This is a genomic window from Mesorhizobium sp. U510 (assembly GCF_059180695.1).
Map to the genome: position 1 here is coordinate 1,865,194 of NZ_CP180532.1, position 20,378 is coordinate 1,885,571.

Annotated in this window: 18 protein-coding genes; 9 read left to right on the forward strand and 9 right to left on the reverse strand. The window is 64.2% G+C overall.

All coding sequences use genetic code 11. From position 1 onward, the window contains the following. Positions 1 to 102: 102 nt before the first annotated feature. Positions 103 to 720 (reverse strand): outer membrane protein, encoded by a 618-nt coding sequence (locus tag ACLGL5_RS10950; protein ID WP_069090967.1) that lies wholly within the window; start codon positions 718 to 720, stop codon positions 103 to 105. A 434-nt stretch (positions 721 to 1,154) separates the two neighbouring features. Here ACLGL5_RS10950 and ACLGL5_RS10955 point away from each other — a divergent pair, with 434 nt between their 5' ends. After that, positions 1,155 to 1,418, forward strand: coding sequence for a DUF6460 domain-containing protein (locus ACLGL5_RS10955; RefSeq protein WP_027047739.1), 264 nt, complete (start codon positions 1,155 to 1,157; stop codon positions 1,416 to 1,418). 104 nt (positions 1,419 to 1,522) lie between these two features. Here the strand turns inward: ACLGL5_RS10955 and ACLGL5_RS10960 are convergent, their stop codons facing one another. Beyond that, positions 1,523 to 2,425: a histone deacetylase family protein gene (locus ACLGL5_RS10960; protein ID WP_069093265.1), complete on the reverse strand. Its 903-nt coding sequence runs from the start codon at positions 2,423 to 2,425 to the stop codon at positions 1,523 to 1,525. 133 nt (positions 2,426 to 2,558) lie between these two features. Here ACLGL5_RS10960 and ACLGL5_RS10965 point away from each other — a divergent pair, with 133 nt between their 5' ends. Further along, positions 2,559 to 3,899 carry an MATE family efflux transporter gene (locus tag ACLGL5_RS10965; RefSeq protein WP_069093266.1) on the forward strand — a complete coding sequence of 447 codons (1,341 nt, stop codon included), beginning with the start codon at positions 2,559 to 2,561 and terminating at the stop codon, positions 3,897 to 3,899. Here the strand turns inward: ACLGL5_RS10965 and ACLGL5_RS10970 are convergent. Then, on the reverse strand, positions 3,892 to 4,971 hold the full coding sequence (locus tag ACLGL5_RS10970; protein ID WP_069090968.1) for a quinone-dependent dihydroorotate dehydrogenase: 1,080 nt from the start codon (positions 4,969 to 4,971) through the stop codon (positions 3,892 to 3,894). The genes ACLGL5_RS10965 and ACLGL5_RS10970 overlap by 8 nt on opposite strands. Then, positions 4,968 to 5,318, reverse strand: a complete 351-nt coding sequence (locus ACLGL5_RS10975) for a DUF952 domain-containing protein (protein ID WP_038644484.1) — start codon at positions 5,316 to 5,318, stop codon at positions 4,968 to 4,970. Before ACLGL5_RS10975 ends, ACLGL5_RS10970 begins: the two co-directional genes overlap by 4 nt. Before the next feature lie 107 nt (positions 5,319 to 5,425). Here ACLGL5_RS10975 and ACLGL5_RS10980 point away from each other — a divergent pair, with 107 nt between their 5' ends. Beyond that, complete coding sequence (locus ACLGL5_RS10980; protein ID WP_069093267.1) at positions 5,426 to 5,860, forward strand: hypothetical protein; 435 nt, start codon at positions 5,426 to 5,428, stop codon at positions 5,858 to 5,860. A gap of 182 nt (positions 5,861 to 6,042) precedes the next feature. Then, entirely contained in the window at positions 6,043 to 6,702 is a 660-nt protein-coding gene (locus ACLGL5_RS10985) for a response regulator transcription factor (protein WP_069090969.1), read from the forward strand. A gap of 17 nt (positions 6,703 to 6,719) precedes the next feature. On the opposite strand, the gene ACLGL5_RS10990 is transcribed toward ACLGL5_RS10985, so the two are convergent. Then, a complete protein-coding gene (locus tag ACLGL5_RS10990) occupies positions 6,720 to 8,228 on the reverse strand; it encodes an MFS transporter (RefSeq protein ID WP_069090970.1) in 1,509 nt (502 codons plus the stop codon). A gap of 134 nt (positions 8,229 to 8,362) precedes the next feature. Here ACLGL5_RS10990 and ACLGL5_RS10995 point away from each other — a divergent pair, with 134 nt between their 5' ends. Then, complete coding sequence (locus ACLGL5_RS10995) at positions 8,363 to 9,322, forward strand: LysR family transcriptional regulator (protein WP_069090971.1); 960 nt, start codon at positions 8,363 to 8,365, stop codon at positions 9,320 to 9,322. Here ACLGL5_RS10995 and ACLGL5_RS11000 read toward each other — a convergent pair. Together ACLGL5_RS11000 and ACLGL5_RS11005 are read right to left on the reverse strand one after the other, a co-directional pair. Then, positions 9,313 to 10,590 (reverse strand): MDR family MFS transporter, encoded by a 1,278-nt coding sequence (locus tag ACLGL5_RS11000; RefSeq protein WP_245307024.1) that lies wholly within the window; start codon positions 10,588 to 10,590, stop codon positions 9,313 to 9,315. The genes ACLGL5_RS10995 and ACLGL5_RS11000 overlap by 10 nt on opposite strands. A 142-nt stretch (positions 10,591 to 10,732) precedes the next feature. Continuing rightward, the gene (locus tag ACLGL5_RS11005; RefSeq protein WP_069090972.1) at positions 10,733 to 11,389 is read right to left on the reverse strand and encodes an O-methyltransferase; all 657 of its coding nucleotides are present in this window, start codon (positions 11,387 to 11,389) and stop codon (positions 10,733 to 10,735) included. Between the two features lie 93 nt (positions 11,390 to 11,482). Here ACLGL5_RS11005 and ACLGL5_RS11010 point away from each other — a divergent pair, with 93 nt between their 5' ends. Next, complete coding sequence (locus tag ACLGL5_RS11010; RefSeq protein WP_069090973.1) at positions 11,483 to 12,118, forward strand: TetR/AcrR family transcriptional regulator; 636 nt, start codon at positions 11,483 to 11,485, stop codon at positions 12,116 to 12,118. A gap of 33 nt (positions 12,119 to 12,151) precedes the next feature. Here the strand turns inward: ACLGL5_RS11010 and ACLGL5_RS11015 are convergent, their stop codons facing one another. Next, positions 12,152 to 15,661, reverse strand: a complete 3,510-nt coding sequence (locus tag ACLGL5_RS11015) for a PAS domain-containing hybrid sensor histidine kinase/response regulator (RefSeq protein WP_494372904.1) — start codon at positions 15,659 to 15,661, stop codon at positions 12,152 to 12,154. 250 nt (positions 15,662 to 15,911) lie between these two features. On the opposite strand from ACLGL5_RS11015, the gene mscL reads away from it, so the two are divergent. Together mscL and ACLGL5_RS11025 are read left to right on the forward strand one after the other, a co-directional pair. Continuing rightward, positions 15,912 to 16,331, forward strand: coding sequence for a large conductance mechanosensitive channel protein MscL (mscL, locus tag ACLGL5_RS11020; protein ID WP_027047745.1), 420 nt, complete (start codon positions 15,912 to 15,914; stop codon positions 16,329 to 16,331). A gap of 231 nt (positions 16,332 to 16,562) precedes the next feature. Beyond that, positions 16,563 to 17,729 carry a pyridoxal phosphate-dependent aminotransferase gene (locus ACLGL5_RS11025; RefSeq protein ID WP_069090975.1) on the forward strand — a complete coding sequence of 389 codons (1,167 nt, stop codon included), beginning with the start codon at positions 16,563 to 16,565 and terminating at the stop codon, positions 17,727 to 17,729. Between the two features lie 44 nt (positions 17,730 to 17,773). On the opposite strand, the gene hemA is transcribed toward ACLGL5_RS11025, so the two are convergent. Continuing rightward, a complete protein-coding gene (hemA, locus tag ACLGL5_RS11030; protein ID WP_019863175.1) occupies positions 17,774 to 19,051 on the reverse strand; it encodes a 5-aminolevulinate synthase in 1,278 nt (425 codons plus the stop codon). 278 nt (positions 19,052 to 19,329) lie between these two features. On the opposite strand from hemA, the gene galE reads away from it, so the two are divergent. Then, entirely contained in the window at positions 19,330 to 20,325 is a 996-nt protein-coding gene (gene galE / locus ACLGL5_RS11035) for a UDP-glucose 4-epimerase GalE (RefSeq protein WP_038644497.1), read from the forward strand. Positions 20,326 to 20,378: the final 53 nt, after the last annotated feature.

Consider the following 20,378-nt stretch of genomic DNA (forward strand, 5'->3'; position numbering starts at 1 on the left):
GTGGGAAGGGCGCCATTGCGGAAAAAGCCGCTGTGCGGTGGACATCGAGACACCGGATTGCGCGATGGCCAGCGGGCATCGTGCAATCCAGGTTCGCCCGTACTAGAACCGGTAGTTGATGCCGGCCTTCAGTTCATGGCTGCCGATCGTCGTCTTCGACGCGCCAAGAGCCGATGTCGTCTCGACGCCGGGGGTGCGGACATAGTCGTACTCGACCTTGGCGGACAGCCCGCCGGCGAAGCCCTGCTCGATGCCGGCGCCCAGGAGGTAGCCGACCTTCCATCCGTCGGTGCTGCTGACGTTGTCGCCCTTGTCGAACTTGGTCAGGGCCACACCGCCGGTGCCAAACAGCAGCGTCTGGTCGAAGCTCAATCCAGCCTTGGCCTTGGCGGCACCGCGCCATTTCTCCTTGATCTTGCCGCCCCGGACGTCGTGTTCGGCGCCGCCCAGATAAGAGCCTTCGATCTCGGCGCCGAGAACGGCGGGACCCATTTGCTGGTTGTAGCCGGCCTGGACGCCGCCGCTGAAGCCATTGCGGCCTGCAAACGGGTTTGGCATCCCGGTGAACGCCGTGCCGCCATGGACGCCGACATAGGCGCCGCTCCACTGGAAGGCGGGCGGGTCGTTGTAGGTGGGTGAAAGGTCGGCGGCCATCGCCGGCCCGAGAAGGCAAAAGGCGAGGCCAGCCGCCGTCAGGACGATCTTTACTCGAGAGGACACAGCATTACTCCAACACAAACGCGCATCCAGCAATCGACACGCAGGTTAACTCCCGAGGAGCTTGGCCGAGGGCGGTCAGGCTCCGGTTTGGTGTCTTTCAGGGGTGGCTGCACGGTCCTGAGACTGGCGTTCGCCAGCTGTGGTAGGGGGGCAGAGCGCCGCGCAACCAGTCACCTGAAAGACGCCGACTGTCTCGCAAGTGAAAATTGCACGCACATTGCGCAAAATCGAAAAATGACGATTTTGTGCTTTATTTTCAACAAATTAAAATGATCTTGTTTACCTATATTTAAGAATTGCGAGCCGTCTGAGGCTCGGCGTCTCGATCACCTGTTCCAGGTTTCCCCGGGCACAACCGCGCTTGATGGATAGCCGCCAAGCACGTATCTCTGGGCCATGCCTGTGAGTCTGGGCATTTCAATCGGGAGACGACCTTGTCCGCACTGACGCGCTTCCTCGGCGACTCGCCGCTCAGGGTGATCCTGAAGCTGCTGGTGGTGTCGTTCCTCGTCGGCCTTGTCATGAATGCCTTCGGCTGGTCGCCGATGGATGTCTTCTACGGCATCCAGAAGTTCTTTATCGACCTCTGGAACCTGGGCTTCCACGCCATTGACCGCTTCCTCGGCTACATCCTGCTTGGTGCCGCGATCGTCGTGCCGGCTTTCATCCTGCTCAGGATCGCCAACTATCGGAAGTGATTTTTAGAGCAATTCCAGGAAACGCGCGTAGCGCTTTCCCTTGGGAATTGCGTCAAAACAAAGAGTTAGAGCGGTTCGCCGTTTCCGTAAAACGGTGAACTGCTCTAGGCGCAGGCCGAGGCAACCTCGAACAGGATGGCGTGCCGTGCGGCAAGGGCCGGCACATCAGTGGAATAGCCGCCGCCGATGACGCCGCAGACCGGAATGCCGAGCGCACGAAAATGGCCGATGACCATCTCGTCGCGGGCGCGCAGGCCGTCATTGGAAAGCGCCAGCCTGCCAAGCCGGTCCTCGGCGTGGACGTCGACGCCGGCGTTGTAGAAAACGATGTCCCAGCGCGCCCGGGCCGACAGCTCCGGCAGGATCGTGGCCAGCCTCCGGAGATAGCCGGCATCGCCCGTGCCGTCGGGAAGCGCGATGTCGAGATCGGAGGCGATCTTGCGCACGGGATAGTTGCGCTCGCCATGCATGGAGAAGGTGAACACGCCTGGCTCGTCTCCCAGAATGTCCGCGGTGCCATCGCCCTGATGCACGTCGAGATCGACGACCAGGATGTTTTGCGCGGCACCCTCGCCGAGCAGCACCAGCGAGGCGACGGCAACGTCGTTGAAGGTGCAGAAGCCGGCGCCTTGCGCGCGCCGCGCATGATGGCTGCCGCCCGCGGTGTTGCAGGCGATGCCATGGCGCAAGGCGAGCCGCGCCGCCAGCATCGTGCCGCCGGTGGCAAGCTGCGCGCGCAGCGAAACGCGGGGGCCGACCGGAAAGCCGATCTCGCGTTCGATTTTTTCCGGCACCGAAGAGCTGATGACCTGGTCGACATAGTCGGCGGCATGGGCAAGCTTCAACCATGATGCAGGCGCCGGCTCAGCCGTGTTGAGCGCTTCAGGCCTGGCCAGGCCGCGTGCGCGCAAAGCCTCCATCAGCAGCGGGTACTTGTTCATCGGGAAGCGATGGTTGGCGGCAAAGCCGGCGTCGTAGTCGGGGTGGTGGACGATCTGCAGGGGCATGAACGGAATCCGGCGGCTTCGCGCCAGACCGGGATTTCGGTTGGCCATCGCGGGAAGAATGATTGCGCGGTGGCCGGAAAATGGGGCACATCGGCTCTTCGATCAAGCCGCAAATCAGCAAGGCAGCAATCCCTTGGACAAGGGCGCAACTCCAGTCGACGCCAGATCTTTTGTCGTCACCAACCGGTCCGTGCTCGCCATAGCGGTGCCAATGACGCTCGCCTATTTGACCACGCCGATCCTCGGCCTGGTCGACACAGCTGTTGTCGGCCAGTTCGGCGACGCGGCTCTTCTCGGCGGCCTTGCGGCGGGCGCGCTCGTTTTCGACGTCGTCTTCACCAGCTTCAATTTCCTGCGTTCTGGCACCACCGGCCTCGTTGCCCAGGCTTTCGGGCGTGGCGACGCGCTGGAGGAACAGGCGGTGTTCTGGCGCGCCGTGCTGATCGCGGTCGTTGCCGGCATCGTGCTGGCGGCGCTTTCGCCGCTGATCGCCATCGCAGGCCAATGGTTCATGGGCGCCGAACCGCGCGTCAGCGAGGCGATGGGCGTCTACATCAGGATCAGGCTGCTTGCCGCACCGTTCTCGCTGATCAACTACGCCATTCTCGGCTATGTGTTGGGGCGTGGCGAGGGCGGGCTCGGCCTTGTGCTGCAACTGGTGCTCAACGGCATCAACATCGCGCTCTGCTTCCTGCTTGGCCTGGAGCTTGGCTGGGGCGTTGCCGGCGTCGCCTGGGCGACCGTCACGGGCGAATTCCTGGCCATGCTGCTGGGTCTCGCCATCGTGGTCCGCCGCTTCCGCGCGACCTCGCCCTTGCCGCGCCATCGGCTGCTCGACATGGCCGCCTTCCTGCGCATGCTGTCGCTCAACCGCGATATCATGATCCGCTCGTTCTCGCTGCTTGCCGCCTTCGCACTGTTCACCCGCCAGGGCGCGCAGTTCGGCACGGTGACGTTGGCCGCCAACGCGGTGTTGATGAACTTCTTCCTTGTCGCCGGCTATTTCCTCGACGGATTTGCCACCGCGGCCGAGCAGCTCGCGGGCCGCGCCGTCGGCGCGCGCGCCGAACAGCCCTTCCGGCAGGCGGTGCGGCTGACCCTGTTCTGGGGGTTAGGGCTGGCCGGCGCCGCGACCCTGGTGCTGCTGTCGGCAGGCGCCAATCTGGTCGCCATCGTCACAACCTCGCAGGAGGTGCGCTCCGTGGCCGACATCTATTTGCCCTGGGCGGCGTTCACCGCGCTGAGCGGCGTGCTGGCGTTCCAGATGGATGGCGTCTTCATCGGCGCAACCTGGTCGCGCGACATGCGCAACATGATGTTGCTGTCGTTCCTGGTCTTTGCCGTCGCGCTGCTGACGCTGGCGCCTGCCTTCGGCAATCATGGCCTGTGGGCGGCGCTGCACGTTTTCCTGCTGGCGCGCGGTTTCAGCCTGCTGACCATTTTGCGGCTGCGGGTGCGGACGGCGTTCAGCTGAGCGGCTTGGACGCCCACCGATCGAGGTGGCTGTCGCGCAATTCGCCAATGGACTTCAACCGCTCCGCCTCGCAAAAGCGTGCCATGCCGGCGACGATACGGCCCGGCAGCGCGGGTCCGGCATAGATCATGCCGGTGTAGAGCTGCACCAGATCGGCTCCGGCGCGGATTTTCTCCAGCGTGGTCTCGGCGGAATCGACGCCGCCGACCCCGATGATGGCGATGCCCGGCCCGAGCAGCTTGCGCATCTTCGCCAGCACGGTGGTCGAGCGTTCGAACAGCGGTTTTCCCGAAAGCCCGCCGGTTTCGCGTGCGACGTCGCCGCTGCGCAGCGGCGGCCGCGAAATGGTGGTGTTGGAGACGATGATGCCGTCGATCCGTTTTTCAATAACCTCGGCGGCGATATCCTCCAGCTCGGCCTCGACCAGATCCGGCGCGATCTTGAGGAAAATGGGCGGCTGGGCTGCGGCTGACGCACGCGCGGCCATGACACGCGACAAGAGTTCGCCGAGCTGCTCGCGTGCTTGCATGTTGCGCAGGCCGGGCGTGTTGGGCGAGGAGATGTTGACCGTGAGGTAGCTGGCATAGGGGGCAAAGCGGGTGACGCCGCGCTCATAGTCGCCGATGCGATCGGCGCTGTCCTTGTTGGCGCCGATGTTGACGCCGACAATGCCGGAACGTCCCTTGCGCGCGGCAAGGCGTCTTTCAGCCGCCGCATGACCTTCATTGTTGAAGCCCAGCCGGTTGATCACGGCTTCATCCGCCGTCAGCCGGAAGATGCGCGGCTTCGGATTGCCGGCTTGCGACAGCGGCGTGACGGTGCCGACCTCGGCAAAGCCGAAGCCAAGGCCAAGCAGTGCGTCGGGCACCTCGGCATTCTTGTCGTATCCGGCCGCCATGCCGAGCGGGTTGGGGAAATCGAGGTCGCAAAGGCTGACCTTCAGCCTGATGTCGCGCACCGTCCGCACGCCGGCCGGCAGGCCGCAGCGCAGCGCTGCGATCGACAGGCCGTGCGCGGTTTCAGGATCGAAGGTGAACAGCAGTTTCTGGCCGAGCTGGTCGAGCACGCTCATTGCCCCTCCAACGGCGGGAATTGATGCGTACCGTCGGCACCGAGCGGCAGCGGCCGCACCCATTTGACGGTATCCAGCTCCAGCACACCGTAAAGATGCGGAAACAGCGCGCCGCCGCGTGAAACCTCGTATTTCAGGGCGTCGCCCAGGCTGACTTCGTCGACGGCGACCAGCAGAAGGTCTGTCTGGCCGGAAAAATGCCTTGCCGCGGTTTCCCGGACCTGCGCCGCCGTGGAGAAATGTATGAAGCCGTCGGCGACGTCGATCGGCGCGCCGGTGAAGCGGCCACTGGCTTCGGCCTCGCGCCAAAGCGCTTGCGGGGTTATCTTGTAGATAAACTGAGACATGGTTGCGCTATAGTCCGAACCAGTCGTGCGGGGAAGACCACGCCAAAGGTCTTCGCCATTTCCGGCGCAAACATGCGATATTTCAAGCCTTGGCCATGGAGGACAACATGCGTCTGCAACACATCTTGATCCCCGCCGCGCTGGTTTCACTGGTCGCGGTATCTGCTTATTCGGATGAGACCGACCGCTACCGGCTGGAAAAATCCGCCAACGGCTATGTCCGCATGGACACGCAGACCGGTGCGATGTCGATCTGCGAGGAACGCTCGGGTCAGCTCGTCTGCAAGGTGGCGGCCGACGAACGCGCCGCGTTCCAGGACGAAATCGACCGCCTGCAGACCTCGATGAAGGCAATGGACGAGCGCGTCACCAAGCTCGAGAATTCGCTCTCCGCCCGTCTCGAATCGAAACTGCCGAGCGAGGAGGATTTCAACAAGACGATGAGCTATATGGAGCGCTTCCTGCGCGGCTTCATGGGCATCGTCAAGGATATGGACAAGGACAATGGCGGCGGCGCCCAGCTCAACTCGCAGAAGACCTGAGCTTCCGGCAGCGCCGCGCGTCCTTTTGGACGCGCAAAGGACGCTGTAGCACTTTGATCTTGCGAAGTAGGGAAAACGCGGCGCGCTGGTTTTGCCGCTTGAAAACAGCGCGCTGCCCCTCATAATCGTCCGACTGGTCCCGAAAAGCTTAAAAATCATCGACGGGATTCGGGGAGGAACATTTGCCGTCAGGCTATTCTTTCGTCATCGCCGACGATCACCCGCTGTTTCGCGGCGCGCTGCGCGAGGCGCTTGCCGGCATCGGCAATGTCGCCGCCATCCACGAGGCCGGCGATTTCGAAAGCGCCAAGGCATTGGTCGTGGCCAATGAGGATGTCGATCTGGTGCTGCTCGATTTGTCGATGCCGGGCGCCAGCGGCCTCTCCGGCCTGGTCTCGCTGCGCGGCATTCATCCTGTGGTACCGCTGATCGTGGTCTCGGCGCATGACGATCCGGCGACCATCAGGCGGGCGCTCGATCTCGGCGCATCCGGCTTCATCTCCAAATCGGCCAGCATGGAGGAGATCCGCAACGCCGTGCAATCGGTGCTGGCCGGCGACATCGCCGCGCCCGTCGGCGTCGATCTCGGTGTCGAGCGCGATCCCGAAATATCGGACCTGATCAAGCGGCTGCAGGCGCTGACGCCGCAGCAGACGCGTGTGCTCGGCATGCTGGCCGAAGGCTTGCTCAACAAGCAGATCGCCTATGAGCTCGGCGTTTCCGAGGCGACCATCAAGGCGCATGTCTCGGCCATCCTGCAGAAGCTCGGTGTCGACAGCCGCACCCAGGCGGTGATCCTTCTGTCCAAGATCGGCACCGACCCGTTGCAGACCAGCAGCTGAGCGTCTGCGTCGCCCGTTCAATCGGGACACTGAACCTCCGTCCGCACAGGTCGGGCGTTGAAGCTCACGAAGCTGATGGCGGCCATGATCCAGACGCCGATGCCGCCATAGAGCATCACCCAGCCAAAGCCGTTGCGCAGTGCATTGTGGACAACGGAATCGGCAAGACCGGGGTTGGGATTTCCGGCAGCGATCCCGTCGGCGAAGTGACGCAGCTGGCTGGGGTCGAGGTCGGGCAGTGCTGTGCTCAGATGCGCCAGCACGCCGCTTGCCAGGATGAAGCCCATCACCGCTATGTTCACCGCCAGCGAAACCATGCGGGCGCTCATGTCGATGCCCGAGGCCATGCCCGCCCGGTCGCTCGAAACGGAGCCCGTCGTGGTGTTGGTGACGGGCGTGTTGGTGATGCCAAGACCGGCTCCGGCGATCAGGCAGCCGGGCAACATCATCAGCCAGTCAGGCCGCGCGGCGGCGCTGCCGAACTTCATCAGGAAGAAACCGACGCCGATGAGGGCAAGCCCGGCCGGAATGATGATGCCGGGCTGGTAGCGCAGCGAAAGCCGCTCCGCCAGGGGCGGCATGACGAGCGTCGGCAGCGTGTAGGCAAGCAAGGCAAGACCGGTCGAGACGCTGTCATAGCCCAGTCCGGCATGAAACCAGATCGGCAGGTAGATCATGAACGGCCAATAGGAGAGGTTCATCGCCGCCGAACCGACGATGGCGCCCGAAAAGGGCCGGATCCGGAAGACCGAGAAGTCGAACATGGGCCGCTTGCTGATCCGCTCGGCGATGAAGAAGGCGATGAAGCTCGCGATAGAGAGGCCGAGGATCGTCAGCGCGGCCGGACTGGCGAAGCCGAGATCCGGTCCCTGCGTGATGTAGAAGACCAGGCAGAAGACCGACGGCGACAGCGTCACGATGCCCGCAAGGTCGAGCTTGCCCGCCTCCGGATCCTTCGATTCGTGGACGCCGGTCCAGGCCAGCACGAACGCCACGGCCGTTGCCGGCACGTGGATGAGGAACACCCATTCCCAGCTCGAGACCGCGACGATGCCACCGCCGATGATGGGTCCGAAGCCGAGGCCGACACCGAAGATCACGCCCCACCAGCCCCAGGCGACGGCGCGCTCACGCCCTCCCCTGAATTCGTGCGACAGCACGGCGAGCTGGCAGATCAGCATCGCGCCGCCGCTCAAACCCTGCAGGAACCTCGCGACGATCAAGGTCGATACATCGTCCGCCAGGCCGCAGATCAGCGACGTCAGGCCGAAGGCGGCGGTGGAGACCAGGAAGACGCGCTTGCGTCCGTAGCGGTCCGCGATAGTGCCGACCGCCATCAGCACGGTGGTGACCGCGATCGTGTAAGCGTTCATCACCCATTGCAATTGCCTGAAGTCGGCATGCAGCTCTTGCTCCAATGTCGGCAGGATGGTGGGAATGCTCGAAATCTCCAGCCCGAACATCAGGCACGCCAGGCATGCGGCGGACAGAACGACGATGCCTCGACGGGTCAGGGCAGTGGGCATGATCAAACCTTTCGATTTCTTGGGCAGGACGAACCGCTATGACGGCCGCCACGCCAAGCCAGACTAGGGCAGGCTTGATCATTTTAGAATTGCATGGTTGGCTATTTCAGAGACAACAAAGCGAGATAACTGATATGACGCTGGACGTAGATGCGGTGAAAGCTTTCGTCGCCGTCGCCGAGTTGCGCAGTTTTACGCGCGCGGCCGAGGCGCTTGGCAGCACGCAAGGCGCAATCAGCGTCAAGCTGAAGCGGTTGGAGGATCGGGTGGGGCAGAAGCTGATCGAGCGGACGCCGCGACTGGTGCGCCTTTCAGCGCGTGGTGCGGTGTTCCTCGAACCGGCGCGCGAGCTGCTCGCCGCGCACGACCGTGCCGTCGCCAGTCTCGCTGCTGTTCGCCGCCATTTTCGGCTGGGCATTGCCACCCATGTCGGCGGTGCCGAAGTGCCGACCTTGCTGGCACGCCTCAATGCGCATGATCCGGCCTTGACCATCGAGGTGCGGCTCGACGATACACGCGAGTTGATTGCTGCGTTCGATCGCGGCGAGCTCGATGCCGCGATCGTCCGGCGCGAGGACGACCGCCGCGACGGCGAGGTGCTGGCGCCCGAACATTTCGGCTGGTACGCCACGCCGGATTTCGTCTACCGCGCCGGCGAGCCACTGCGGCTGGCCGCCTCCGCCCCATCTTGCAGCATCCGCGACGTCATCACCGGCACGCTCGATGCGGTTGGAATACCGTGGACGCAGGTTTTCCTCGGCTGCGGATCCTTCGCCGTTGCCGAGGCCGTTTCCGCCGGCCTCGCAGCCGGGGCCTTCTCGTCTCGCCTGGTTCCGCCCGGCACCATCGAGGTCAGCCGCAAATTCGGCCTGCCGCCGTTGCCGGCGTCGGAGATCATGCTTTTGTCCACGCTCTCGGACGCTCAATCGCGTGATGCGTTGCGCACCCTTGCCATGGCGTTTCGCGAGCATCGTCCGTCCGCGGCGGCCAACGGCGCGAGGCCCCGGTTCCGCAGTTCGCAGATGGTCGACAACCCGTCTGAGGTTTCCGACCCGTGTCTGCGCGATGATGTCGAACGACTATCTCAGCGATAGTTTTCGACGGCTGAGCCCAGTTGCGGCGTGGCATCATCCTCGGTCGGCCGCGAAGGGCGCCGCGCACGGCCTATCGCGGCGCCAAGGCCGAGCGATGCGATCGCCACCAGCGGGATGCCGGCGATCCAGGGCAGGCGCGGCGCCAGCGCGTAGAGCGCCGTGCCGATCGATGGCCCAAGCGAGTCCTTGAGGTCGACCGCCACCGACGAGGCCGCCATGTAGGAGGCGCGTCGCGCGGGCGGCGCCAACGCATTGACGGCGGTCGGCACCAGCGGTCCGACCAGCATCTGCGCGATCGAGCACAGGCTGACGGCTCCAATCAGCGTCAGCATCGCCGGCGAGGCGGCGAGCAGCGCAAAGGCGAGGATCGTCGCCAGGCCGGCACCGACCGCCAGCCAGAGAGCGGATCGTGCCTCGACCAGGCGGCTGACCAGCATCTGCAGGCCGACCGTCAGCGCGGCGGCATAGGCGAACAGTGCGCCGACGCCGGATGGCGTCAGCGTCGCGGCATCCTGCGCATAGAGCGGGATCACCGCCTCGATCCAGTTGCCGGCGACCTCGAACAGCATGACCCAGAGCAGCAGCTTCGCCAGCCGGCCGTCGCGGAACGCCGGCAGCAGCGCGGACAGCCCTTCCTCTTCATCGTCCCCACCGTCGAGGCGATCGTCGCCGGCGGCGCGGCCGATGCCGCTCGTCTCGTTCAGGGCGAAGAGCATCACGATCCCGCCCAGCACAAGTATCGTGCCGCCGGCGAGGAAAACGCTGCGTAGCGATACGAGCGCAAGCAGGGCGCCGCAGGCCGGCCCGAGAATCTGCCCGGCGCTTGAACTCACGCGCGCCAGGCTGAACCAGCGCGGATGGGCGGATGGCGGGGTCACGTCGGCGATCACGGTCAAGATCGTCGGATGAAGCACCGATTCGTATATGCCGGTCGCAAGCAGAACGATCGCGGTAACGGCGACGCCGTGCACAAAGAACAGGGCCAGGAAGCCGGCGCCGACGCCGAGCGAGGATGCAATCAGCACCGGCCGCCGGCCGACGCGGTCGGCTATGCCGCCGATCAGCGGCGCCGCCAGCAGCTCGCCGCCGGCATAGCAGGCGAACAGCAGGCCGATCGCGCCGACGGGAATGCCCGCCTCGCTGCTCGCCCAGAGCGGAAAGAAAGGCATCAGCGCGCCATCGGCGAAACCGGCGCAGAAGAACAGCAGAAGCCCCAACAGGGCTGGGCGTGGGGCTGCGCGCCAGGAGGAAGGAAGCATGTTGATCATGACGTCACCTGCGCATGGTGGCCCGACTTTGGTCGACGGCCAGGGGTTTGCGCGTTGATTGACGTGAACGCCTACGGTCGCCCTGGAGCGACAGGGAGGTTTGAGCCGCGTGGTAGAATCCCAGACGGCGATGGGGTCGGCTTCAGCCGAGCCGCACCGACAGTTCGACGTCCTCGCCGAACGGCGTGGACATGTAGCCCGATGCCGGCGAGCGCACCCGTCCCAGATATTCAGGCGAGAAATCGGCATTGTCGGCGATGACCAGCGCGCCTGGCCGCAAGCGGCTCTCGACCAGGCTGAGTATCTCCGGATAGATCGCCTTGGCGCCGTCGAGCAGCAAGAGGTCGATCGTTTCGGGCAGGTCGGCGCTCAGCGTTTCAAGCGCGTCGCCTTCGCGGATCTCAACCAGGTCGATGGGGCCGCCCTCGACCAGATTGGCCTTGGCCCGCATCGCCTTGGACGGCTCGAATTCGGTGGTGATCAGGCGACCGCCGCCATTGTCGCGCAGCGCCGCGGCAAGATAGAGCGTCGAGATGCCGAACGAGGTGCCGAATTCGATGATGATGCGCGCCCCGCTGCTGCGCGCCAGCATGTAGAGCAGCGTGCCGGTCTCCGGCGAGATCGCCAGCCAGAGGTCCTTCAACCGTCCGTAGAAATCGAGATATTCGGTCTTGCTGTTGAGCAGGCGCGCCCGTTCCTCGTGCGAGAGTGCGGCCACCGCCGGACTGGTCGCGGCATTGGCTTCTTCGAACAGGCGGGCGAGCAGCGGGGCCAGCGGGACATTGGTCAGCGTCGTCATGAAAGTCTCCGGTCGAAATGGCTGCGTGCTTGTGTTGTGCCGAAAAATACGAATAATCCTTCAGGTTTCCAATTCGTAGCGCCGAGCCGCGACATGACCGGACGCCCAAGCCCTTCGATTTCCTCACGAAAACAGCCCAAACAGGCTCGTGCCACGGACCTTGTCGCGGCGATTTTGCAAGCTGCTGTTCAGGTTTTGGAGAAGGAAGGCGCGCAGCGTTTCACCACCACGCGGGTGGCGGAAAAGGCTGGGGTCAGCGTTGGCTCGCTCTATCAGTATTTCCCCAACAAGGCGGCGCTTCTGTTCCGGCTGCAGAGCGACGAATGGCAGCAAACGACCGACCTGCTGTGCCGTATTCTCCAGGAGGTCGAGAAGCCTCCCCTCGAACGGTTGCGCGTCCTGGTTCATGCCTTTGTCCGCTCGGAATGTGAAGAAGCGGCAGTGCGTGGCGCGCTCGACGACGCGGCACCGCTTTATCGGGACGCGCCCGAGGCGCAAGCGGCGAGGGCTTCGGCGCAGCGAACGGTCGAGATATTCATGCAGGAGACACTACCAGAGGCCCCGGATGCCACCCGAGCCTTGGCCGGCGACCTGGTCATAACGATGCTCAGTGCGGCGGGACAGGAATTTTCCGCAAGTCCGCGAATGCCGGCGGAGATCGAGACCTATTCCGATGCGATAGCCGATATGTTCTGCGCCTACCTCAGGAGCCTGGGGCACAGGGCTTGAGATCGCCAGCCGTGGCCGGCCGGCCCGTTGGCGTCACTCAGCGGCAGATGCCAGCGGCCTCACCCTGGCCATCATCGAGCGCAGCACCGCCGGTTTCAGCGGCTTGTTGATCACCGCAATATCGAACCCGCCTGCCGCCGCCCGCACCTCGTTGGACCGGTCGGCGGTGACCAGCACGGCGGCCAGATCGTTGCCATGGGTCGCCCGCAGTCGGGCGATGATGTCGAGGCCGGTTTCGCCGTCGAGATGGTAGTCGGCAAGCACGATATCCGGGCGATGTATTGCGGCCTTCTCCAGATCCCGGGAGCCGGACACGGTATCGACCTTGCATCCCCAGCCTTCGAGCAGCAGCCGCATGCCCTCGAGGATGCGGGCGTCGTTGTCGATACAGAGCACATGCAGCCCGGCGAGCGAAGCCGCGGCACGGGCGGGAGCCTTGGTTTCGACCTCGCGTCGCGGCTCCTGCACCGCCGCGACGGGCAGGATGACGGAAAAGCGCGTGCCCTTGCCCGGATTGGAGAAGATGCGGATTTCCAGCCGAAGCACCCGGGCGATGCGGTCGACAATGGAGAGCCCAAGGCCGAGACCTTCGGCTTCGCGCGCCCCTTCATCGAGCCGGGTGAATTCATGGAAGACCGTGTTCAGCTTCTCGCCGGCAATGCCGATGCCGGTATCGATCACCTGGATCTCCGCCAGTTCGCCGCGCCGCCGCACGCCGACCAGGATGCGGCCCCTGCGCGTGTACTTGATGGCGTTCGAGACCAGATTCTGGATCAGGCGGCGCAGCAGATTGCGATCGGTCACCACCGTTAGCGAAGACGGCATGATCGTCAGGCCGAGCTTTTTCTCGGCGGCCATTGGCCGAAAATCATTGCCGATCTGGCGCAGCAAACCGTCGAGGTTGAAGGCGGTATCGTCCGGCTTCATCGCGCCGGCATCGAGGCGCGAGATGTCGAGCACGGCGCCGAGAATCGTCTCGACCGATTCCAGCGAGGATTCGATGTTGACCGCCGCCTTGCCTGCTGTGCCCTTGCCGGCCTTCTCGATCAGCGAGGAGCAATAGAGCCGGGCGGCGTTCAGCGGCTGTAGGATATCGTGGCCGGCGGCGGCGAGGAAGCGCGTCTTGCCGAGATTGGCCTCCTCGGCCAGCATCTGCGCCTGCGCCAGTTCCTCGTTGACCCGGGTCAACTCCTCGTTGACGCTAGTCAGCTCGATCGTACGGGTTTTCACGCGCTGCTCCAGCAATTCATTGGCGCGCTTCAGCGCCAGATCCTGTTCGACGCGCCCGGAAATGTCGGCATAGGTGGCGACGATGCCGCCATCCGGCATCGGATTGGAGCGCAGTTCCAGGATGCGGCCGCTGGTCTTCAGTTCCATCTGCCAGGGGCTGACGAAACTGGTCAGCCGGTTGAGCGTCGTCACGCGCTGGTCGGCGGGGATGTCGCCGCGCTCGGCGAGATGGCGCAGGATCTGATCGAGCGAGACGCCGACCTGGCCCATCTCGTCGGGCAGGTCGAACAGCACCCGGTATTGGCGGTTCCAGCAGATCAGCCGGAAATCGCGGTCGAAGACGGTGATGCCCTGTTCCATCTGGTCGAGCGCGATCTGCAAGAGGTCGCGGTTGTGCTGCAGCGCCTCGGTGGCGTCGTCGAGCAGGCGGAAGGCATCCCTGGATTCACGGTCATGGCGCCGGAACAGCAGCGACAGGATCAACCGCGCCGAGGAGGAGCCGACGGCGCTGGCCAACAGCTGCTCGGAGAAGCGGATGACGTCCATGCTCGCCTGCTCCTTGCCGTGCAGCGAGGTGCCGTTGGTCTTCTCGAACGACTGGAAAGAGCGCTCGGTGCGCTCGACGCCGAGGTAGCGGGCGATCGTGTCCTTGAGGTCGTTGACGGTGATGGCGGTGCGGAAGCGGCGCAGGCTCGGCATCGGACCGGCGTCGCGTGGCACGAAGATCGACGCCTGGATGCGCTCCAGCGGCACCGACGCGCGCGACAGCGAGCCAAGGACAAAAAACAGCGTGTTGATCGACAGGCTCCACAACACGCCGTGGTTCAGCGGCTCGGCCACGGTACCGAACAGGGCTTGCGGGCGCAGCGCCTCGAAGCCGAAGAGCCCGTGCACGACGATGTCGGTGTCGGGCGCGACAAGCGAGGGCAGGAGCAGCGTGTAGCCCCAGACGATGATGCCGGCGACCATGCCGAGTGCGGCACCCCTGCCATTGGCGCCGCGCCAGATCAACCCGCCGATCAGCGCCGGCGCGAACTGCGCGATGGCCGCGAAGGACATCAGGCCGATCGACGACAGCCGCGCTAAGTTGGTGCTTTCGCGATAGTAGAGGAAGGCGATGAACAACAGGATGAAGATCGCCCCGCGCCGCACATTGAGGATCAGCGTCGACCAGTCCTCGTTCTCGGAGGTCGAGGTCTTGAGCAGGCGGCGCACGAACAGCGGAATGACGAGGTCGTTGGAGATCATGATCGACAGCGCCACGCTTTCGACGATCACCATGGCCGTTGCCGCCGACAGCCCGCCGATGAAGGCGGCCATGGCCAGCACGTCGTGGCCGCTGAACAGGGGCAGCGACAGCACATAGAGATCGCTGCTGGTGCCGGTGCCGACCAGCGACAGGCCGGCAAAGGCGATCGGCAGCACGAACAGGTTGATCGCCACGAGGTAGAGCGGAAACACCCAGGTCGCGGTCCGCAACTCGGCCTCGCCGCGGTTCTCGACGATGGTGACGTAGAACTGCCGCGGCAGCATGACGATGGCAAAGCCGCTCAGACAAGTCAGCACCAGCCAGGTGGCGAGCGAGGTGTTGTAGCCCATCGCCTGGCGCACCTGAGCATTCTGCGCCAGCTTGGCGAACATGTCGCCCGGGCCGCCGAAGATCAGGAAGGTGACCATCAGGCCGATCGCCAGGAAGGCGGCGAGCTTGACGACGGTTTCGACCGCCACCGCCAGCACCAGCCCGTCCTGGTGTTCGGTGGCGTCGGCATGGCGGGTGCCGAACAAGACGGCAAACAAGGCCAGCAGCATGGCGACGACCAGCGATATGTCGCTGACGAACGGATCGAAGGAGGGCGGCGACCCCGTATAGTGCTCGACCATCAGGCTGACCGAACCGGAAATCGCCTTCAGCTGCAGCGCGATATAGGGCACCGCCCCGATGGTGGCGATCAGCGTGGCGATCGCCGCGACGGTGAAGCTTTTGCCGTAGCGCGCGCCGAGGAAGTCGGCGATCGAGGTGATCTTCTCGGTCTTGGCCAGCCGCACGATGCGGTTGAGCAGCGGAAAACCGAACACGAACACCAGCACCGGGCCGGTATAGATACCGAGGAATTCGAGGCCGCGTTCGGAGGAGAGCCCGACCGAGCCGAAGAAGGTCCACGAGGTACAATAGATCGCCAGGCTGAGCGCATAGATGAACGGCCGCGCACGACCGGGTCCGGAGATGGCCGAGCGGCGGTCGCCCAGGCTGGCGATGGCGAACAGCAACGTCACATAGGCGATCGCGATGATGACGATGAACAAGCCTTGCACGCCTGGAATTTCCTCCTTTGCCGTCTTTTTATCCGGCTTATCCGAACGCAATCACAGCTTGGCGCCGGAGTCCATTGCGGCTTTGGGCGCATGAAGCGCGTGATTTCTCGAGGTTGACGCAGGGGAGGGAGAAAGCGGTTGCTTTCTCCTTTTTGCCCATGTTGCAACCGGAGGTTTTTGTTATGTTGTCGCCGGGTCGATGCCGCAAGGACGGAACGGCAGCGCGGCCGGTCATGACAAGGAGGGTCGAATGCTGAAAGAATTCCAGGAATTCATTTCCAAGGGTAACGTGATGGACTTGGCCGTCGGCGTCATCATCGGCGCGGCCTTCGGCAAGATCGTCACTTCGCTGGTCGATGATGTCATCATGCCTTTCATTGGCGCGCTCGGAGGGGTCGATTTCAACAACTACTTCATTGGCCTGTCGCACAACGTGACTGCGACAAACCTTGAAGATGCGCGCAAGCAAGGCGCTGTCTTTGCCTATGGCAGCTTCATCACCGTGGCGCTGAACTTCCTGATCATCGCCTTTGTCATCTTCCTGATGGTCAAGGGGGTGAACAATCTGCGCCGGCGGCTCGAGCGCGAGAAGCCGGCTGCCCCGGCCGCACCACCCCCCGCCGATGTCGCGCTCCTCACCGAAATCCGCGATCTGCTCGCCAAACGATAATTCAGCCGACCATTGCTGGACCAAAACCCCGGTCGTTCGCGGCTGGGGTTTTCTGTTTTCGTATCTGGTAAAGAGCGGCAAGCCTAGAGCAATTCCAGGAAAAGTGTGAAACGGGTTTCCCAGGGAAACCGCGTAGCGCTTTCCCTGGGGAATTGCGTTAAAACAAAGAGTTAGAACGGTTTGCCGTTTCCGTGAAACAGTGAACTGCTCTAAGGGAAAACGGATTTGTCCATGAGCCTGATCGATAGCTTTCGCGCCGAAGCCCGCGCCGCACCGGAAAGCGGCATTGTCGCCGTCGTCAACTACGGCCGCCTGCGCGAGGGCCTGATCCCGTTATGGGCCGGCGAGGGCGACCTGCCGACACCCGCCTTCATCACCGATGCCGCGTCAAAGGCGCTGGCCGGCGGCGAGACGTTCTACACCTGGCAGAGGGGCATCCCCGATCTCAGGCAGGCGCTGGCACGATACTACGCCAGGCATTTCGGCAAGACGTTCCCGGAGGAGCAGTTCATCGTCACCGGATCCGGCATGCATGCCATCCAGATGTCCCTTACCGCTCTCGCCGGCGCCGGCGACGAGGTGATCTATCTGTCGCCGGCCTGGCCGAATTTCGACGCCGCCGCCGCCCTGTCGGGAGCCGTTCCGGTGCCCGTCACGCTCGATCATTCCGGCAATGGCTGGTCCTGCGACGTCGAGAAGATCGCCGCGGCGATCACGCCGCGCACCAAGGCGCTGTTCATCAACACGCCGTCGAACCCGACCGGCTGGACCGCCGATCACGAGACCTTGCAGGCGATCCTCGACCTGGCGCGCGCCAAGAACGTCTGGATCATCGCCGACGAGATCTATTCGCTGTTCCACTATGGCCATGGCCGTGCGCCGTCCTTCCTCGACATCGCGACGGAGGAAGACCGCATCCTGTTCGTCAACTCCTTTTCCAAGAACTGGGCGATGACCGGCTGGCGCGTCGGCTGGATCAAGACGCATCCGAGCCTGCAGCAGGTGTTCGAGAACCTGATCCAGTATTCGAATTCCGGCGTTGCCCAGTTCATGCAGCGCGGCGCGGTCGCAGCTCTTGACGAGGGCGATGGCTTCGTCGCCGAACAGGTGGAGCGGGCGAGAAAAGCGCGCGACCTGGTCTGCGGTATTCTCGGCGCCACCGGCAGCGCTCGGTTTACCGTGCCGCAGGGCGCCTTCTATCTGTTCTTCGCCGTCGACCGCATCACCGATTCCCGCGCCGCCGCCTTCGACATCGTCGACAAGGCCAATGTCGGCCTGGCGCCCGGCACCGCCTTCGGCCCCGGCGGCGAAGCCTTCCTCAGGCTGTGCTTCCATCGCCGCCTCGACCAGGTCGAGGACGCCGCGCACCGGCTGGCGAAATGGATGAGGACTGTCTAGTCGACTTGCGTCGGCCGGCAGTCGAACAGCGTTTCAAATGGGCTTCAGCCGCCTGACTTGGGCACCAGCAGCGGAACGATCCGGTCGCTTTTGGCGACCGAGGGCCGTCCTGCCGAGCCGTAGGGAATGCCGAGCGCGTCCCATGTCTCGACCAGCGCGTCCTGCAGTCCAGCGATCAGCGCATCCGAATGGAACGGCGTCGGCGTGATGCGCAGCCGCTCGGTGCCGCGCGGCACGGTCGGGTAGTTGATCGGCTGGATGTAGATGCCGTGCACGCCGAGCAGGCGGTCGCTGGCCATTTTGCAAAGCTCGGGATCGCCGACCAGAACCGGCACGATATGGGTTGGCGAGTCCATCACCGGCAGGCCGGCGGCGGCAAGCACCTGCTTGGTCCGGGATGCCTGCTGCTGCTGGGCATCGCGCTCGGCCTGCGAGCGCTTGAGATGCCGGATCGAGGTGGTGGTGGCCGCGGCGATCGCCGGCGGCAGCGCCGTGGTGAAGATGAAGCCGGGCGCATAGGAGCGCACCGCGTCGATCACCGCGCTGGTGCCGGTAATGTAGCCGCCCAGCGTGCCGAACGCCTTGGCCAAGGTGCCCTGGATGATGTCGATGCGGTCGGCCAGGCCCTCGCGCTCGGTGATGCCGCCGCCGCGCGGTCCGTACATGCCGACAGCATGGACCTCGTCGATATAGGTCATGGCGTTGTAGCGCTCGGCGAGCTCGACGATCTCCCGGATCGGCGCGATGTCGCCGTCCATCGAATAGACGCTTTCGAAGACGATCAGCTTGGCGCGTTCGCGCCCCGCCGCCTGCAGCAGGCTTTCCAGATGCGCGACGTCATTGTGGCGGAAGATCTTCTTCTCGGCGCCCGAGCGGCGCACGCCTTCGATCATCGAGGCGTGGTTCAGCTCGTCCGAGATGATCAGGCAATTGGGCAAAAGCCGCGCGATCGTCGAGATCGAAGCTTCGTTGGAGACGAAGCCGGAGGTGAAGACCAGAGCCGCGTCCTTGCCGTGCAGGTCGGCAAGCTCATGCTCGAGCTCGACCAGCGGGTTGGAGGTGCCGGAAATGTTGCGGGTGCCGCCGGCGCCCGATCCCATCTTGCCGGCCGCATTCTGGAACGCGGCGATGACGTCCGCGTGCTGGCCCATGCCGAGATAGTCGTTGGAGCACCAGACGGTGATTTCCTCGGCGCGGCCGTTGGAGCGCCAGATGGCGCGCGGAAATTTGCCCGCGATGCGCTCGAGGTCGGCGAAGACACGATAGCGACGCTCCGCGTGGAGCTGGTCGATCGCTTCTTCGAAGAACCGCTGGTAGTTCATGTCGGCTTCCCAATTTTGCGCGGGATCATAATCATTGGCCTATTGGTCGTCCACCGGGCCATTTTGGTCAAAATGCCACGCCCCGCACATGTTCCTAACGATGGCGGATCGTGGCCTATTCGCATTCCACGACACGCACTGTGGATCACTTTTGTTTCAGCACGATGCCACATTTGGTGAACGCCGGTTACCAAGGGTTCTAATGGCCATGCGGCAGGCTTTCCAGTAAGGCGGTGTTTGAGACAGTTTCCGATAAATCTTGAGATGCGAGGATGCGGATGACGGTTTTGGTGACAGGCGGTGCCGGCTATATCGGCAGCCACATGGTCTGGGAATTGCTGGATGCGGGCGAAAGCGTGGTCGTGCTCGACCGCCTTTCCACCGGCTTCGAATGGGCGGTGGCGCCGGAGGCAAAGCTGGTCGTCGGCGATGTCGCCGACAAGGAATTGGTCGGTTCGATCATCAGGGACAATCATGTCGACGCGATCATCCATTTCGCCGGTTCCATCGTGGTCCCCGAATCGGTCGCCGAGCCGCTCGCCTACTATGAGAACAACACCTCAAAGACGCGCACGCTGATCGAAACCGCGGTGCGCGAGGGCGTGCCGCATTTCATCTTTTCCTCGACCGCCGCCGTCTATGGCGGCGCCGGGCTGGAGCCGGTGCGCGAGGATGCCCGTCTGGCGCCGGAATCGCCCTATGGCCTGTCCAAGCTGATGAGCGAATGGATGTTGCGCGATGCCGGCCTCGCGCACGACATCCGCTACACCGCGCTGCGCTATTTCAACGTCGCCGGCGCCGATCCCAAGGGCCGCACCGGCCAGTCGACGCCGGGCGCCACGCATCTGATCAAGGTCGCCTGCGAGACCGCGCTCGGCAAGCGGCCTTTCATGCAGGTGTTCGGCACCGATTACCCGACGCCCGACGGCACCTGCATGCGTGACTATATCCATGTCAGCGACCTGGCAGCCGCGCATCGCCTGGCGCTGCAGCGGCTGCGCGCCGGGGGACAGAGCCTCATCGCCAATTGCGGCTACAGCCATGGCTATTCGGTGCTCGAGGTCATTGAGAGCGTGCGCCGCGCCTTTGGCCACGATTTCGAGGTGAAGATGGGCGACCGGCGTCCCGGCGACGCCGCGGCGGTTGTCGCCAATTCGGACCTTGCCCGGGCGGAACTCGGTTGGACGCCGCAACGCGACGATCTCGACCAGATCGTTGCCGACGCGCTCGCCTGGGAGCGCATCCTGACCAGCAAGAACTCCGCCCGCGGCTGAGCCAAGCCCCGAGGGCTCGCAAGGCGCACGGCGACGCGCTATGGAAGCAGTCG